Origin of the sequence: Mailhella massiliensis (genome assembly GCF_020741395.1) — a bacterium.
Taxonomy (GTDB): domain Bacteria; phylum Desulfobacterota; class Desulfovibrionia; order Desulfovibrionales; family Desulfovibrionaceae; genus Mailhella; species Mailhella massiliensis_A.
Window position 1 is genome coordinate 1 of record NZ_DYZA01000056.1, and the last position, 16,032, is coordinate 16,032.

General features: G+C 57.7%; 11 protein-coding genes, 1 tRNA gene and 1 pseudogene. 4 read left to right on the forward strand and 9 right to left on the reverse strand.

Going from position 1 to position 16,032, the window contains the following annotated elements; all coding sequences use genetic code 11:
* Window positions 1-80 (forward strand): IS3 family transposase (locus tag K8W16_RS12355; RefSeq protein WP_369694453.1); only part of this gene is annotated, 80 nt, incomplete at its 5' end.
* Window positions 81-430: 350 nt separating this feature from the next.
* Here the strand turns inward: K8W16_RS12355 and K8W16_RS02950 are convergent.
* The 3 genes from K8W16_RS02950 to K8W16_RS02960 all read right to left on the reverse strand — a co-directional run bounded on the left by K8W16_RS02950 (window position 431) and on the right by K8W16_RS02960 (window position 2,727).
* Window positions 431-506: transfer RNA gene (locus tag K8W16_RS02950), tRNA-Thr, on the reverse strand.
* A 397-nt stretch (window positions 507-903) separates the two neighbouring features.
* Complete coding sequence (locus K8W16_RS02955; protein ID WP_304121012.1) at window positions 904-2,040, reverse strand: ATP-binding protein; 1,137 nt, start codon at window positions 2,038-2,040, stop codon at window positions 904-906.
* A 3-nt stretch (window positions 2,041-2,043) separates the two neighbouring features.
* Complete coding sequence (locus K8W16_RS02960; RefSeq protein ID WP_304121014.1) at window positions 2,044-2,727, reverse strand: response regulator transcription factor; 684 nt, start codon at window positions 2,725-2,727, stop codon at window positions 2,044-2,046.
* A gap of 460 nt (window positions 2,728-3,187) precedes the next feature.
* On the opposite strand from K8W16_RS02960, the gene gap reads away from it, so the two are divergent.
* Together gap and K8W16_RS02970 are read left to right on the forward strand one after the other, a co-directional pair.
* The gene (gene gap / locus K8W16_RS02965) at window positions 3,188-4,195 is read left to right on the forward strand and encodes a type I glyceraldehyde-3-phosphate dehydrogenase (RefSeq protein WP_304121015.1); all 1,008 of its coding nucleotides are present in this window, start codon (window positions 3,188-3,190) and stop codon (window positions 4,193-4,195) included.
* Window positions 4,196-4,249: 54 nt separating this feature from the next.
* Window positions 4,250-7,702 carry a PEP/pyruvate-binding domain-containing protein gene (locus K8W16_RS02970; protein ID WP_304121017.1) on the forward strand — a complete coding sequence of 1,151 codons (3,453 nt, stop codon included), beginning with the start codon at window positions 4,250-4,252 and terminating at the stop codon, window positions 7,700-7,702.
* 411 nt (window positions 7,703-8,113) lie between these two features.
* Here the strand turns inward: K8W16_RS02970 and K8W16_RS02975 are convergent, their stop codons facing one another.
* The 5 genes from K8W16_RS02975 to K8W16_RS02995 all read right to left on the reverse strand — a co-directional run bounded on the left by K8W16_RS02975 (window position 8,114) and on the right by K8W16_RS02995 (window position 13,498).
* Window positions 8,114-8,473 carry a hypothetical protein gene (locus K8W16_RS02975; protein WP_304121018.1) on the reverse strand — a complete coding sequence of 120 codons (360 nt, stop codon included), beginning with the start codon at window positions 8,471-8,473 and terminating at the stop codon, window positions 8,114-8,116.
* Window positions 8,474-8,490: 17 nt separating this feature from the next.
* Complete coding sequence (gene dctP, locus K8W16_RS02980; protein WP_304121020.1) at window positions 8,491-9,537, reverse strand: TRAP transporter substrate-binding protein DctP; 1,047 nt, start codon at window positions 9,535-9,537, stop codon at window positions 8,491-8,493.
* Between the two features lie 60 nt (window positions 9,538-9,597).
* Window positions 9,598-11,451 carry a TRAP transporter large permease subunit gene (locus K8W16_RS02985; RefSeq protein ID WP_304121022.1) on the reverse strand — a complete coding sequence of 618 codons (1,854 nt, stop codon included), beginning with the start codon at window positions 11,449-11,451 and terminating at the stop codon, window positions 9,598-9,600.
* Between the two features lie 96 nt (window positions 11,452-11,547).
* Window positions 11,548-12,648 carry a nitronate monooxygenase family protein gene (locus K8W16_RS02990; protein ID WP_304121024.1) on the reverse strand — a complete coding sequence of 367 codons (1,101 nt, stop codon included), beginning with the start codon at window positions 12,646-12,648 and terminating at the stop codon, window positions 11,548-11,550.
* Window positions 12,617-13,498 (reverse strand): amidohydrolase family protein, encoded by an 882-nt coding sequence (locus K8W16_RS02995; protein WP_304121026.1) that lies wholly within the window; start codon window positions 13,496-13,498, stop codon window positions 12,617-12,619. The genes K8W16_RS02990 and K8W16_RS02995 overlap by 32 nt, the downstream gene beginning before the upstream one ends.
* Before the next feature lie 256 nt (window positions 13,499-13,754).
* Between K8W16_RS02995 and K8W16_RS03000 the strand changes: the two genes are divergently transcribed.
* Window positions 13,755-15,332: a sigma-54-dependent Fis family transcriptional regulator gene (locus tag K8W16_RS03000; RefSeq protein ID WP_304121027.1), complete on the forward strand. Its 1,578-nt coding sequence runs from the start codon at window positions 13,755-13,757 to the stop codon at window positions 15,330-15,332.
* A 133-nt stretch (window positions 15,333-15,465) separates the two neighbouring features.
* Here K8W16_RS03000 and K8W16_RS03005 read toward each other — a convergent pair.
* A pseudogene (locus tag K8W16_RS03005) lies at window positions 15,466-16,032 on the reverse strand (sodium:proline symporter); the annotation flags it as partial.

The window sequence follows — 16,032 nt, forward strand, 5'->3', positions numbered from 1 at the left end:
CCTATTACAATGCTGAGCGTTTTCAGAAAAGGCTCGGCCAGCTTTCCCCGATAGAGTATCGGGAAAAGCTGGCCGCTTAGAATCAACGCTGCTGGGGCTTTTTAGAGGTCTACTTGACGGGGAGCAGACCAATTCAGGTTCGGGGACTTCGCGGGCTGGATTATTGAGGGCTGAAAAATGGGCGTGGTTTTGTGTATGTTTTGACACACAGCCCGCGCCCCTAAAATCTTCATTCAAAAAACGTGCCAAAGCATAAAAAATGCTCTGGCACGTTCTCATTTCTCTTGCGGAAGATTCTCATTTCTCTTGCGCCTTCACACTGTTGACAGCGGCCCTGTCCTGCCGGCAGGGCCGCTTCGTAAGGCCTCCGGCAAAAAGGCGTAAAACAAGAAAGGCGCCTGCATTGTTATGTGCAGGCGCCTGAAATTCATGGAGCCAGCTTGGAGACTTGAACTCCAGACCTACTGATTACGAATCAGTTGCTCTACCAACTGAGCTAAGCTGGCGCTTCGGACATTCTTTTTATGGATTTTCTGGGGGCTTGTCAACACCGGGAAGCGTATTTCCCGAAGAGGGGCAGAGCGGCGTCGCTTCCGCCCTTGAAAAAGGGCGGCCGGGCAACATGGCCGTTACCGACGGGCCCCGATGCAAGCCGTCTTTCAGCCGAGGGAAGGAGAACCTGCCTGGGGGCGGGAATCCAGAGGACGTGGTATCGTATTTTCGCCGAAAGCGTCCATCCTTCAGGCCGGGGCACGGGGTAGGACGGAGATATGCCGTGCTGTCCGCTTTTATCTGAGTCTTTTGCAGCGCCGCATGCCTAGGGAATACATTGCCGCGCTCTGCGTGAGGGCAGGACGCGGCAAAATGCTTCTGTATCGAAGAGGGCGCGGGAGTTTCGGCGCGTTACTGTGCCAGGGGGATGGTGAAGAGGAACATGCCTCCCGGCCCCTTTTCCGCACGGATGATCCCGCCGTGCCGTTCTACGATATGTTTGCATATGGCAAGGCCGAGACCGGTAGAGGACGGGGATACCCTTTCCTTTTCCACCCGATAGAAACGCTCGAAAATACGTTCGCAGTCTTCTGCCGGGATGCCCGGGCCCTGGTCGGACACTGTGAACACGGCCATGGATTCAAAAGGAGAAGGTTCTCCGGTGACGGTGATGACGCTGCCCCTCGGCGCGTAGCGGCAGGAATTTTCCAGCAGGTTGCGGAATACCTGGGTGATGTAGTGGGCGTCGGCCCGGATGTTCATGCTTCTGTCGATATGGATATCGGCCGTGAGTTCCTTGGCTTCCATGTGGCGGGAACAGGTATCCAGCGCGTCTTCCAGCACGAAGGCGGCCCGCACGCAGGTGGGTTTGAGGGGAACGGTTCCGCTTTCCAGCCGGGAAAGGTGCAGCATATCTTCCACAAGCAGGGCCATGTGCCTTGCGTTTCGCAGTATGGTGCCGGTAAATTTCTGCCTGTCTTCGGTGTGGTGCGGGGGCAGGTCGAGTATGGTTTCCGCGAAGCCGATGATGGTGGTGAGGGGGGTACGGAGCTCATGGGCCACTTCGCCCATGAATTCCCTGCGCCGCCGGTTCAGGCGTACAAGGTCGCTGATGTTGTGGAACACCGCCACGGCATACGGGGCCGAGGGGCTTGCAAAAAGGGGGTCATTGTTCTTGAGCGGGGTGATGCGCACGCTGAGAATGACATCATTTTCCATGCTGATGCGGAAGGCCGGCGAGGAGTGGTGTTCGGGAAGAAAGTCGTGCAGGAAGGCGTCCAGCATTTCCCGAAAGGTGGAGCCCGGCACCACGGCTGAGGCGGGCATTCCCACGGCGCTCGTGGTGAACAGGCGGCAGAACGAGGGGTTTGCCTTGAGTACCACCCCTTGCCTGTCGAGAATGATGACGCCTTCATCCAGACTGTCGAGTATGCTGTCCAGAGGGATGAACTGTTCTATGAGCGGCGGCTTTTTTGCCTCTTCCCCGGTCGCGGCCGTCAGGTCGGTGCAGCAGGATTCCCTGTTGGCGATGATGGAGGGAGCTTTCATGCCCTATCCCTTGCAGCGGTAGCCTATGCCGCGCACGGTTTCAATGATATCCGCCGCTTCGCCCAGGCGGGCGCGCAGGCGTTTGATGTGCGTGTCCACAGTGCGGTCGTAGCCGTCGAACTGGTAGTCCCATACGGAGCTGAGCAGCTCCTCGCGTGAGCGGACGCAGCCGGGGGTCTTCATGAGGTCTTCCAGCAGGCAGAACTGTATGGCCGTCAGTTCTACGGGTTTGTCGTTCACCGTGACTTTGTGGGCCTGCGGGTCGAGGCATACGCCGTGACAGCGGAGCATGGGGTCGTCTTCTTTCTGCACGGCGCGGCGGCGCAGCATGGCCTTGATGCGCAGGATGAGCTCGCGGGTATTGAAAGGCTTGACCACATAGTCGTCGGCACCGAGTTCAAAACCTACGATGCGATCCACGTCGTCCCCGCGCGCGGTGAGCATGATGATGGGGATATGTTCCGTGTTCCTGTTCTTGCCGAGTTCCCGGCATACGGCCAGCCCGTCCATGCCCGGAAGCATGATATCCAGCAGGATGAGCGAGGGTTTGCGGCTGCGGGCCAGTTCCAGAGCGGCTTGTCCGTCTGCAGCTTCCAGGGTGGCATATCCCTCACGTTTAAGGTTGAACACCAGTAAATCGCGTATATCCTGTTCGTCATCCACGACGAGAATGAGACTTTCGCTCATGTCTTCCTCAACCAGTGAAACAGAAAAATTCAGAGCCTCTATCTTGTACGGATAATGCCACACTTTTATGAAAAAGAGAAGGCTGACACAGAACTGACACAGAACTGACCTCATGTGGACACCAACAGCCTGTACGCTGCCTTTTCAAGAGGGAACAGCCAAACCTCAGAGAACAGAATGGGCCAGCATATCCTTCTGTGGCAACAGGATATGCGGCAGCGCCGGCTCCACACCCGCAGGAAGCCGGATGGAACCGACCCGGGATATTCCTTTCCGTCCCGGGCCGGTTTTGCATTTAAGGCCCGTCCGGCATGCCGGGCCCTTGTCACGCAACTGCCATGAATCTGCCGCTCTCCCGACACGGGTCATCGGTAATGTGCCTTCCATCAGGCGCACGACGTCCCCTGGGAGTCAGGGTGGCGGATGTTCGCCGTATGGCCGTCAAACAAAGGATTCTGTCATGATCAGAGTGGGCATCAACGGGTTCGGGCGTATCGGCAGATATCTGCTTCGTGTCATGCATCTTTTCCCTCAGTGTGAGGTCGTCGTCATCAACGGACATCGTGCCACCAATGAGGAAATGGGCTATCTGCTCAAGTACGATTCCGTGCATGGCCGTTTTCCCGGTAAGGTGGAAGTCACGGAAAACGGGCTGAGACTCGACGGCCGTGACATTGCCATTACCCGTTGCGACAAGGGCGAGTGGAAATGGGGCGATTACGGCGTGGATATCGTGGTGGAAACGTCCGGTACGTTGAGAAAACGCGACCTTCTGTCCATGCACCTGGCCTGCGGCGCGAAGAAAGTCATTATTTCCGCTCCCTGCAACGACGCGGACGCCACCATCGTCATGGGCGTGAATCAGGATATCTACGACCCGGCCCGGCACGACGTCATTTCCGCGGCGTCCTGCACCACCAACTGCCTCGCTCCCGCCGTCAAGGTTCTGCATAATGAATTCGGTATCCTGCACGGCCTTATGACTACCATCCATTCCTATACCATGAGCCAGCGCCTGCTCGACGGCACGCAGAAGGACCTGCGCCGGGGCCGCGCGGCCGGGCTTTCCATCATTCCCACCACCACGGGCGCGGCGGCCGCCGTGGGCCTCATCATCCCCGAACTCAACGGCCTGCTCAACGGCGGGGCCCTGCGCGTGCCTACGCCCGACGTTTCCCTGGTGGATTTTACCTGTGAACTCAAGACGGAAGTGACGGCCCGGGAAGTGAATGCCGCGCTCAAGTACGCTTCCGAAACCTGGCTTTACGAGGCCCTCGGCTACTGCGACGAGCCTCTGGTTTCCATCGATTATGTGGGAGACACCCACGGCGGCACCGTGGATTCCTCCTTCACTACGGTCATGAACAAGACCATGCTGAAAATTGTGGTCTGGTACGACAACGAATCCGGCTTCACCCATCAGCTCGGCCGACTGATACGCCTTGTGGCTTCCCACCTGGAAGCGTAGGGCACCCTTGTGTGAGAATTTTCCTGGAAACATGACCGAGAGGTTTTTATGAGCATGGATACGATAAACGAAACTGGCTCCCGTTTCATCATGACCGGCGCGGATATCGTGCGTATGGGCGAACCTGCGGAAATGCTGGTGGGCGGCAAGAACTACAACACAGCCCTCATCAGCCGTGTGGAAGGCATCCGTACCCCGCAGTTCCGCGCCATTCCCGCCACGGCTTTTCATGTGGTGCTCGACGAGAGCCGCGTGAACGCCTCTCTGATTTATGAAGTGGTGGACAAGGCTCTTTCCGAAGTGGACTGGGCCTCCCCGGCTGTGGCTTCCGATCACGGTTTTTTCGGCAATTTCGTTCGCAACGCCGCCGTTGAGATACGCGAAAAGAGCGCGGGCAAGAGCGCGAGCACATGCCTGCGAGACTTCATCAATCAGGTGGTGCACGGCTTTGCCGAATCGCAGGAGAACATCGACCAGCTGCGCCGCCGCTCCATGCTGGTGCAGGCCGCTATTTTATCCATCAATCTGCCCGCCGAGGTGGACGAGGCTGTGCGCCGTGCCTACCGCGACATGTGCGACGAGGCAGGGGAAGGGGAATTCCCTGTGGCCGTTCGTTCTTCCGCCGCCGGCGAGGACTCCCGCAAGAAGGCGTTTGCAGGCCTTCAGGATACCTTCCTGAACATCACCGGCGAAGACGCCGTGGCCGAAGCCTATCTCCGGGACTGCGCCTCCGCCTACAACCTGCGCTCCATGACTTACCGGAGAGAGGCCATTCTCGACGCCGTGGCCCATGCTGAAAAAGAGGGTGATCCTTCCATTGCCGAAGCGGCCCGCAAGGAATGGGCCATTGAGAACACGGCGCTTTCCGTGTGCATCATGCGCATGATACGCCCCGTGGTGGCGGGCACCGCCTTTTCCGCCGATACGGCCACGGGCTGCCGGGGGACGTCGCGCAACGACCTGGTGAGCATCGATTCCAGCTACGGGCTCGGCGAATCCATCGTGGGCGGTATGGTCACGCCCGACAAGTTCTATGTGTTCCAGCGCGACGACGGCACCGACGTGGTGCTGCGCTTCATGGGCCGCAAGACCGTGCGCATGGTGTACAACGAAGAAGGCGGCGGCACGCATATCGAGGCCGTTCCCGCTTCGGAGGTGAATCAGTGGGCTCTCGGCGAAAATCAGCCTATTGAGGTGGCCCAGGGCGTGCGCGCCATAAGCCGTGCCTACGGCGGCATCATCATGGATACCGAGTTCTGCATCGACGACAAGCAGCGCCTCTGGTTCGTGCAGGCACGGCCGGAAACGCGCTGGAATGCGGAACTTGACGAACATCCCCACACCATTTTCATGCGCCGCAAGGAAGTCGCTCCCGGGGCGGCGGCCAAAGGCGAGGTGCTTCTTTCCGGCAACGGCGCTTCCCGAGGCGCGGGGCAGGGCACGGTGCGTTTCCTGCGTTCCGCCCTTGAGCTCAACCGCATCCATCCCGGCGACATTCTCGCGGCGGAACGCACCGACCCGGACATGGTGCCCGGCATGCGCGTGGCTTCGGCCATTATCGCCAACGTGGGCGGCGATACCAGCCATGCGGCAATCAGCTCCCGCGAACTGGGCATTGCCGCAGTCATCGGCGTGCAGAACCCTCTTGCCATGCGCACCATGGACGGCATGCCCGTCACTGTGGACGGCACGCGCGGCCTGGTGTACCGCGGCCTTCTGCCCCTGTGCGACGTGGGCGGCGAGCTCGATATCGCAAAGCTTCCCAAGACCCGCACCCATGTGGGCATAGTGCTGGCCGACGTGAACCAGGCCCTGTTCCTCTCCCGTCTGCGCGATGTGCCCGACTTTGAAGTGGGCCTTCTGCGTGCGGAATTCATGCTGGGCAATATCGGTGCTCACCCCGCTGCGCTGGAAGCCTACGACAACGGTACGCTGGAAGGCTTTGTGGAACGCCGTCTCGCGGAGCTGGAAGATCAGGTCAGCCGCCGCGTTTCCGAGCAGATAGCCGTGGGTCAGGTGCACGCGCCCTTTGCCGAAGTGCAGCTCAAGCCCTATGTGGTACAGCTCATGGACATGGCCTCGCTCTACGCCAACACCTCCAGCGTGTCCCGTGCTGAAGCGCTCATGGCAGAATACATGCAGCGCGCTGAAATGAACCGGGAACTTCTGCAGACTTCCGACGACCTGCGTACGCACATCCGCGTCGTCATGGGTGCGGATGAGCCCGGCTCCACCGTGACGGAGGAAGAGGTGAAAGCCGCCATGGCCGCCGCTGCCAGAAAGCCGTTGGTGCAGGAAGTCATGGTGCGTATTGGCGCCATACGCCGCAGCGTGGCCGCCCGCACGCGCCTCGGCAAGGAAATTGAGGAAGTGCGCAGTATTCCCGAAAAGATAGAGCAGCTCATCGTGACCAACGGCCATGTGAGCGGCCGCGACCATTACATCCGTACCCTGGGCCGCAATCTTGCGCTCTTTGCCATGGCCTTTTACGGCAAGGATATCGTGTACCGCACCACGGACTTCAAGAGCAACGAATACCGCAACCTTCTGGGCGGATGCCTCTTCGAGCACAATGAAGACAACCCCATGCTCGGCTACCGCGGCGTTTCCCGCGATATTCACGACTGGGAAATCGAGGCTTTCAAGCGCGCCCGCACCCTCTACGGCGGTACCAACCTCATGCTCATGCTTCCCTTCGTGCGTACGCTGGAGCAGGCCCGCTCCATGCGCTCCTACCTGGCCGACGTGCACGGCCTGAAGAGCGGAGAGGACGGGCTCAAGATCCTGCTCATGTCGGAACTGCCCTCCAACGCCATACTGGCCAGGCAGTTCATCAGCGAGTTCGACGGCTTCTCCATCGGCTCCAACGACATGACGCAGATGGTGCTCGCTACGGACAGGGACAATGCGGAACTCACACATATCTATGATGAGGAAGACCCCGCCGTCATCTGGGCCATTCTGACCACCATCTTCACAGGCCAGAAGTTCTGCAAGAAGGTGGGCTTCTGCGGCCAGGGCGTAGCCAACAGCGCCATTCTGCGCGGCATGGTGGCCATTGCGGGCATTGTGTCCGCCTCCGTGGTGCCCGATACCTACATGCGCACCAAGGCGGACTTTGCGGCCGTGGAGGCGGAGCATATCCCGAGTTCCGGCCTCGGCGCGTGGCTCGGCCGCCAGCACGGTGCAAAGCTGCGTGCGCTTCTGGAAAAGCACGGCTACGCGGAAGCTGCGAAGCTTACGGAGCCGGAAGCTATCCGCGCCTGGTACAACGAGGAAGTCGGCCGCCTGCACAAGGAGCTTTCCGCCTGCTTCAGTACTCCCTTCGAGCATGATGCACGCCATAAGCTCGCGGAATTCCGCCGCACCTTCCACAAGCCCGTGACGTACGCGGCCTGGGACTGGGACGCTACGGTGTTCGACGCCCTCCAGCAGGCCGGTTTCGCCAGCTGGGAGGAACAGGCCGAGGCTCTCGAAGCCCAGAGGGCAAAGTTCGCGGCCGAGTAGTCATGTCATGGGGCGGCCCGTCATGGGTCGCTCCCTCCATAAGGCGGGATACCGGCGTTTCCCGCCTTTGCCGAAGGCCGGCCCCCACCCCCGTGGGGCCGGCTTTTGTGTTTTCTGCTTCGGTGAGACGATCGGTACAGGACGGGAACGAAGGTGCGCCTTCCTTTCTTCGCAGGCAGTTGCGTACAGGGAAAGGACAGGGCAAAGGGCCGCCGGAGCTATCCGGCGGCCCCGGCAGGAGGGGGGCATAATCCCCATCATGTCAGGGAACAGGGCTTTTTGCTGCCGCGAGAGAAAGGCTTTCTGTTTTCCTGGCGGCCCATGGCTGCTCCGGCCTTCATAAGTACGAAGGTCCAGTGCGGCACGCAAGGGCGGATGGGGGAACATGTATTGATGAGGGGCTGGGCAGTATCACCAGATAACAGTCATGGCTATGATAGCCGGGTTGCGCATAATGGATGATGTGACCCGGCCTTCGTTGAGCTTCAGCGCATAAGTGTCATAGCTGACGCAGCAGATATAACCGAGGCGCTCAAGCTCCTCCCCCATGGCCGTAATGGCTTTGCCGCAGGCGGCCTCATCGGCATAGTCTGCGACCTCAAATTTGATGACTATGCCTTTTTCCCCCCGGGCTGCGGCTTCCCCGGCGAGTTTTGCAAACATGGGAAAATAGGGTTTCAGGTCGGCCCCGCCTGATTCGCCTGCGGGGGAAGGGGGCATGGAAGCCCGGAGTTCCTCGGCAGAGGGAAGCATGTTTTCTTCAAGTTTCATACAAGCCTCGCGGAGTGTCAGAGGGTACCGGCAGCGGACAGTTCATCATAACGCTTTTGGGTGAGGGCCTGGGCGTCCTTCAGGATTTCCGGGGCGTCCTTGATGCCCAGCCTGGCCATTTCATCAAGCCATTCCTGATACATGGGCTTGAGAATCTCTGTCCATCGGGCATGTTCTTCTTCGGATATGGTGATGATTTCATGGCCGTTGTCCTTGCACCACTGAAGTTCCGAGCCTGCGCCCTTGACATCCGTCACTGTGCTGCAGTTAACGGACATATTGGCAGAGGTTTCCGTCAGTACCTTTTTGAAGTCGTCGCTCAGGCCGTCCCAACGATCCTTGTTCATGCCGCACCAGAAGACGTTGGCCGTGAGGTTGCAGCGCGTATGATACTTGGTGACTTCGCCGAGTTTCCACGAAACCAGAACCGCCGCTGGGCATATTACGCCGTCGGCCATGCCGCGGGACAGAGAAAGATAGGAATCCAGCGGCGGTACCATGATGGGCGTGGCTCCGAGTCGGGTGACGATTTCCTGCACATAGTTGTCCCAGACCAGCAGGCGCAGTCCCTTCAGGTCTTCCAGCGAGCGTACAGGCTTCTTGGTGGTGTTGATGGTGTATTCGGGAGTGGCCCAGTACCAGAGAAGATGAATGTCTTTGAATTCATCGCGGACGGCCTGATATTTTTTGGCAAGTTCCGTGATTGCATAGGAGGTAGTTCGGGAGTTGTAGGTGATCATGGGCAGCTGCAGGACATTGTGGACAGGAAACACTCCGGGGTTGTCGCCCACGGTGTTGCTTCCTATGTCGATGAAGCCGTTCACAGTGGCGGTAAAGTTCTCTCTCACCGGGACGAGAGTGTTGACGTCGAAGCGGATGATCTGAAGCTTGTTGTCGGTCCGTCTGGCTACCTCCTCTATCCAGGGGATAATGGCGTGGGGCGTGTTCACATGGGCGGAGTTCGTCAGGCATACGAAGTTCAGTTCTTCCGCCTCGGCAGGAGCGGGCTGGAATACGGAGAACAGGGAAAGAACGCCCAGGGTCAGCAGAGTTTTTTTCAACATGAGATCCTCCGGTGCTATAAGTGAAGAATTTCGGGCCTTCGGATAAGGGCGGGAAAAAGGCTACTGGAACAGAAGTCCGGGAAGCCACAGTGCCATCTGGGGAAAGAGGACGAGAAGCAGCACCATGAACAGCATGACGAAGACGAAGGGAAATACCCCCCGGAAGATGGTTGCGAGGGGGATATCCTGCGCCACGCTGGCTATGGCGAAAACATTGACGCCCACAGGAGGAGTGATCTGCCCCATTTCCATGACGAGCACGATGACGACGCCGAACCATATGGGGTCAAAGCCCATTTGCAGTACTGTGGGGTAGAGGGAGGGCAGGGTAAGAAGCAGCATGGGGATGACGTTCATGACGCAGCCCAGAATCAGGAAGAGTATGACCAGGGCCAGCAGGAACATGTACGGTGACATGTTCCAGCCGATGATGAGCTGGGCCAGAGAGTGGGGCATGCGCGTCATGGCCAGGAAGTTGCCGAGTATGCCCACGCCGAACAGGATCACCATGAGTTTGCCGGAATAGACGGCGGTTTCGTCGAGGCTGTCGATGAAGGCGGCTTTCGTCATGCGCCTGCGCCCCATGGCGATGATGAACGCCCCGGCGACGCCTATGGCCCCGCCTTCCGTGGGGCTGAACCAGCCGAAGAAAATACCGCCCAGAATGAGCAGGAACAGAACGAGCATGAAGAAGACGCCGCGCAGGGAGAGCAGTTTTTCTTTGAAGGTGGTCTTTTCTCCGCGCGGGGCTTTTTCAGGATGGCGTATGGACAGGACAATGATGAGGCAGGAGAACAGCCCTGCCAGAACGATGCCGGGAATGATGCCGGCGGCGAACAGTTTGCCGACGGATGCTTCCGTAATAATGGCATAGAAAATGAAGCCTACGCTGGGGGGAATGAGAATGCCGAGGGTGCCGCCGGCAGCCAGAGAACCGCAGGCGAGACTGTGGTCGTAATGCTTGTTACGCATTTCGGGCAGGGCTACGGTACCCATGGTCACGGCGGTGGCCATGGAGTCTCCGCATACGGCGGCGAAGCCTGCGCATCCGGCAATGGAGGATATGGCCAGCCCTCCGGGAAGCCTGCCGAGCCATGTATGGGCGGAGTTGAACAGGTCGTTGCTGATATTGGAGCGGAAACACAGCGCTCCCATGAGGATGAAAAGGGGGACGACGGTCAGCGTGAAGGACGCTATGGAAGAATAGGGCGTAAAGCCTATGACGGAAGCCACCATGGCGGGCCTGGGAGAAAGCAGGAGAAGGCCGATGCTGCCGACGGATCCCATGGCAAAGGCCAGAGGCATGCGCAGGAACAGCAGGATCAGCATGATGCCCATGCCGGAAAGGCCCAGGGCGAAGCGGGAGGGAATGGGGCAGCAGGCTTTGACCCAGTACGGGATGGCGATGAAAACGGCGGCCCCGAGAATGGCGGGCACTATGCCGAGCCAGTATTTTTTTTGGATAAGATCGCTCAGCTGTCTCCCGATCTGGGAGAGAAGAGTCAGTGAGAGAAGAAAGAGGCCCAGGCTGGTGATGATGATAAGCAGAGGCATGGGAATACCGAAGACGAGGCTGACTTCCTCCGCTTTTTTTTCGATGCTGATGAAGGTGGCGTAGGTAATGAAGGAAAAGAAGCCCAGAGAAATGATGTTGGTGCACAACCCAAGGCAATCTATGGTGTCTTTTGAAATCAGGTGATCTATCAGTTCAATACGGATATGATCGTCTTTGCTCTGCAAATAGGCGAGGGAGAAGAAGACAAGGCAGAGCAAGGAAATTTCAGCGATTTCTATGACTCCGAAAATAGAAAAGTTTACCGTGGTACGCAGAACAACGTCCAATACTATGGGAATCGGCAGAAGCAAGGTGAAAAGCATGGCTGCTTTGAAAAAGAAGCCATTGATCGAACCCATACGTTTTTCGAAGGATAAGAAGATGTTGTTTTGCATACGAGCAGATCTCCGTCGTTTGTGGTAGACAGGCAGTGTTCGGCTGCCTGTCTTTATATGTTAGCGCAGAGAGACAGCAGGCGCAGTATCGAGAAGGTACCGGCATTGCTCCAAGACCGAGTCAATGATCTCTCCGGCCGGCCGGATGGATTTGACCATGCCGACGATTTGCCCGGCCATTACGGCTCCGTGCTGAGAAACCTCCCCTTCCTTCATGGCGAGACGCAGAGAGTTCGTTGTGAGCTCCATGACTTTGGAACCCGCTTCTTCGTAGGAAAGGCCCTGTTCCAGTTTTTCCACGGTATCGGTCAGCGCATTGCGGAGCTGGCGGCAGGGCATGTTGCAGGAGCTGCCGATTTCCACGGTGGAGAAATCCTTTGCCTGGAGGACGGCCTGTTTTGCCCGGGGGTGAATGTCGGTTTCTTCCGCGGCAAGGAAGGCCGTGCCCATTTCAATGCCGTCGGCCCCCATGATGAGTGCCGCCGCCATGCCGCGGCCGTCCGCGATGCCTCCGGATGCCACGAGAGGAACGGTGATGACGTCGGCCATTTGCGGTATCTGGACCATGGTGGTCTGCATGGTGGTATGCCCGCCGCCTTCCCAGCCTTTGGCAATGATGACGTCTGCTCCGGCACGTTGCGCGGTGAGGGCGTCTTCTACGGTAAAGACCTTGGCGATGATCTTGATTCCCGCTTCCTTCCACTGATCGAAGAAGTGGCGGGCAAAGCTTTCATCCAGGCGCATGGTGGCATCGCAGAGCGTGTCCAGGTGCACGGCGGCGACCTTTTCCCTTTTCAGAATATCGAGGACGGCCTGAAAGTATTCCTCAGGAAGGAAGGCGGGGTGCAGGCCCATATTGACGGCAAAGGGCCTGTCCGTTTTTTCCTTCATGAGCCTTACCTGCTGCTCGATGAAATCGGGAGTGGCCGCCGCCGTACACAGCACTCCAAAGCCGCCGGCTTCGCATACCGCGGCAGCAAGAGGGGCCGTGCTTACCCATGACATGGGGCCTTGCATGATGGGTTTCTGAATACCGAGCACTTCGCAGAGACGGTTTCGCATGTGAAAATCCTTCTTGGTCTTTTTTGAGAGTGTTGTATGTTTACAACACTCTCTTTTAATAAATGTATCAGCCTTCAAGCCCGAAGAGCCTGGCGGCATTGTTATACAGTATGTCGGGAAGGATTTCTTCGCGGAATCCACAGTGCAGATAGTAGTCGACGGCGTGTTCCATGGTATTGAACGGGAACGCGGAACCGAAGAGTACGCGATCTCTCAGCATATAGTTTCCGGCATCAACATACATCTGGCTCCAGGGGGTGTTGACAATATTGCCGTCGGGAGAAAGGTAGATGTTGCCGAGGCCGAAAGCCAGATCTATCACTTCGAATACGCGGGGAGTGCCGCCGTGGCAGAGAACAAAATTCAACTTCGGGAATGTGGTGGCGGCAACGCGCAGGGATTCGAACTGCGGTATGGACATGCTGCTGTAGGTGAGCAGTACGGGAATATTGTGGTTTTGCGCGACTTCAAACATGGCCATGGCGCGGTCGTCGCTCAGAAGCCACGCGGGGCGGTCGATGATGGGTTCCATGGCCATGCCGCGCAGAGGTCCGTTGACGATGTATTCATCCACCTGCTGCTTGAAGTCGGAAAATTCATGATAGACGGGGGAGAAACCGGGAACGGCGATGAATTTGCCGGGATATTTCCCGACCATTTCCACGAGCTCACCATTGTCGATGGGGTCGCGGTGATTGACCTCCCTGTCGCCCCAGGCGGAGCGGTAGGGCGCTACGGCGATATCCACGCCGGAGTTGTCCATTTCCCTGAAGAAGTCTTCCATGGAGTGTGTATCAAGAGTCTTGGAGTACTCAGGGCAGCCGCTCAGCTGATAGCCCATTTTATGGACGGCGCGTTTGTCGAAAAGGCCGAAGGGGTAACCTTCGTTGAGAAAGGCCTTGAAGGGCGGGCGGCAACGCATGTCGATGATTTTCAAACCGGCTCTCATGATCTTCTCTCCTGATGAAAAGAGGTGAAAGGTGAATGATGATATCTTGTAACTTTGCAAGAAATATGCCGTTTTTAGAATAGTTATGAATATAAACGGGTTATACTAAATTACCTTGTGAAAAAAAGGAGAAAAAGTGCAGGATATCGTCCTTATTGAACAGCATGTTGTCTTTTAAGGACAACTCACCTATTCTGGCCGCATGAAGAAGATATTGACGCATACAGAGTTTTTTGAGCGTTCCACCCGGCTTCTATTGAAGAATTTCAATCTTCCCCAATGCCTGGAGTTGCTGCGCGAATATCTGGCGGAAACGGTTTCGGTGAAGAATATCCGTCTGCTGGCCTATCCCATCAGAAGCAACGGCGATATAAAGGTTCTCATCATCCGCTCAGAGCAGGAAGAAAGCTCCACCTTTCTGGGAAACGTGCAGAATCATCAGAAAAGGCTGATTCAGGCGCTTGAATCGTGCAAGGTGAAGGGCGAGCTGATTGTCGATCAGGCACACCCCGTGGCACAGTGGTATGCCGAGATGGTGGACTCGGAGCGCAAGGTGCCGACCCTCCCCTGGTACGTTCTCGGCCTCTGGGACGAAGATCGTTTTCTGGGGGAATGTCGTTTCACATGCAGCAAGGAAGATATTTTCACTCCCGAGGAATGTGAGCTTATTGAAACGCTGCGGCCCGTTCTCTGCATAGCTCTTAATAACTATCAGCAATACTTGGAACTTCAGGAGGCCCGTACCGAGCTTCTGCGCGAGAATAAAAGGCTCAAGCAGGCTATTTCCAGCGACGAAGCGCCGGAGCTGAGAGGGATACTGGGAGGCCTGCGGCATGTGGCCGAAAGAATCAACATGATTGCCGCGCACGACGTGTCGGTGCTCATTACGGGGGAAACAGGGACAGGCAAGGAGCTGGTGGCCCGTCGCATCCACAATCTTTCCTACCGATGCAGCAGCCCTTTCATTGCTCTGAACTGCGGGGCCATTCCATCAACGCTTATCGACAGCGAGCTGTTCGGGCATGTCAAAGGCGCGTTTACCGGGGCTCTGCAAAACCATAAGGGGTATTTTGAACGGGCACACGGAGGTACGCTGTTTCTGGACGAAGTGGGGGAGCTGCCTGCAGATGCCCAGGTGAGGCTTCTGCGAGTGCTTCAGGAAGGAGAGATTGTCCCTGTGGGCTCGACTACACCGGTGAAGATCAACACGCGGATCATCGCGGCTACGAACCGGAACCTTTACGACATGATGCGGAACGGCACTTTCAGGGAAGATCTTTTTTACAGGTTGAGGGTGGCCCATATTTTTCTGCCGCCCCTTCGGCAGCGAAAGGAGGATCTGCCCGATCTTGTTTATTATATTTTAAAATCCCTGGCCAGAAAATATGAACTTCCCGTTCCGGAACTGGCTGAAGGGGAGTGGGAAAAACTGCGGCGTTACGATTGGCCGGGGAATGTGCGGGAATTGCAGAACGTATTGCTTGAGGCTCTTATCAGTACGCCCCACGGTATGCCCTTGAAGGTCAATTTTTTTCAGTCCGGCAGGCGGGGGCAGGAGGAACAGGCCGATGCGTTTGTCCCCGGCGGGGAGTCAGCCGTCATGATGCCTGTGGCGGGGGGATCGTTTCGGGCGGGAGTCCCGGTGGTGGAAGAAGAGGGCTGCCTGAACTCGGATGCGATGATGGCCGCATACTATAAGAAAGTCCTTGATATGTGCCATGGCAGAATCAAGGGAGAATTCGGCGCGGCGGCAAAACTGGGCGTCCACCCCAGCACGCTCCGTTTTCGCCTGAAAAAGCTGGGTATCCTTGAGCCTCGGAACAGGAAGAAATAGTCCTTCCTCGTTGTCTGGAAAGTTTCTTTTTTTCGGCTTCCCGGGCGGCACGGCACGGAGCATGTCCTGCCCGGTATGAAAAAAGGCCGCCGGATTTTATATCCGGCGGCCCTGTGTTCTTCAGGAAAAGGGCTTACTTCGTGGCGTCCACGGCGTCGAATTCGTCCTGGATTTCCTTGTCCGGTTCACCGGTCAGGAGACTGACCACCACAATAGCGGCGCAGGCCACGAGGAAGGCGGGCAGAAGCTCATAGATACCCCACACGCCGCCCATGGGCTTGATGAGGTACTTCCAGGCAAAGACCATGACGCCGCCTGCCGCCATGCCGGAGAGTGCGCCCCAGCGGTTGCAGCGCTTCCAGAACAGGGCAAAGAGCATGACCGGGCCGAAGGACGCACCGAAGCCCGCCCAGGCGAAGGAGACGATCTGGAAGATGGAGCTTTCCGGATCGCAGGCGATGAGGGTGCCGATGATGGAAATGAGCAGCACGGTACCGCGTGCCGAGATCATGGTGAAGCGATCCGTCATTTTGATGCCGAACACGCCTTTGAAGAGGTTTTCCGACACGCTGGAGGCTGCGGCCAGAAGTTGGCCGGAAGCCGTGGACATAGTACTCGCCAGGATGCCCGCGAGTACGAGCCCGGCCATGAAGGCGGGGATGACTCCGTAGGTACTGAGCAGGCTGCTGATCTTGATGAT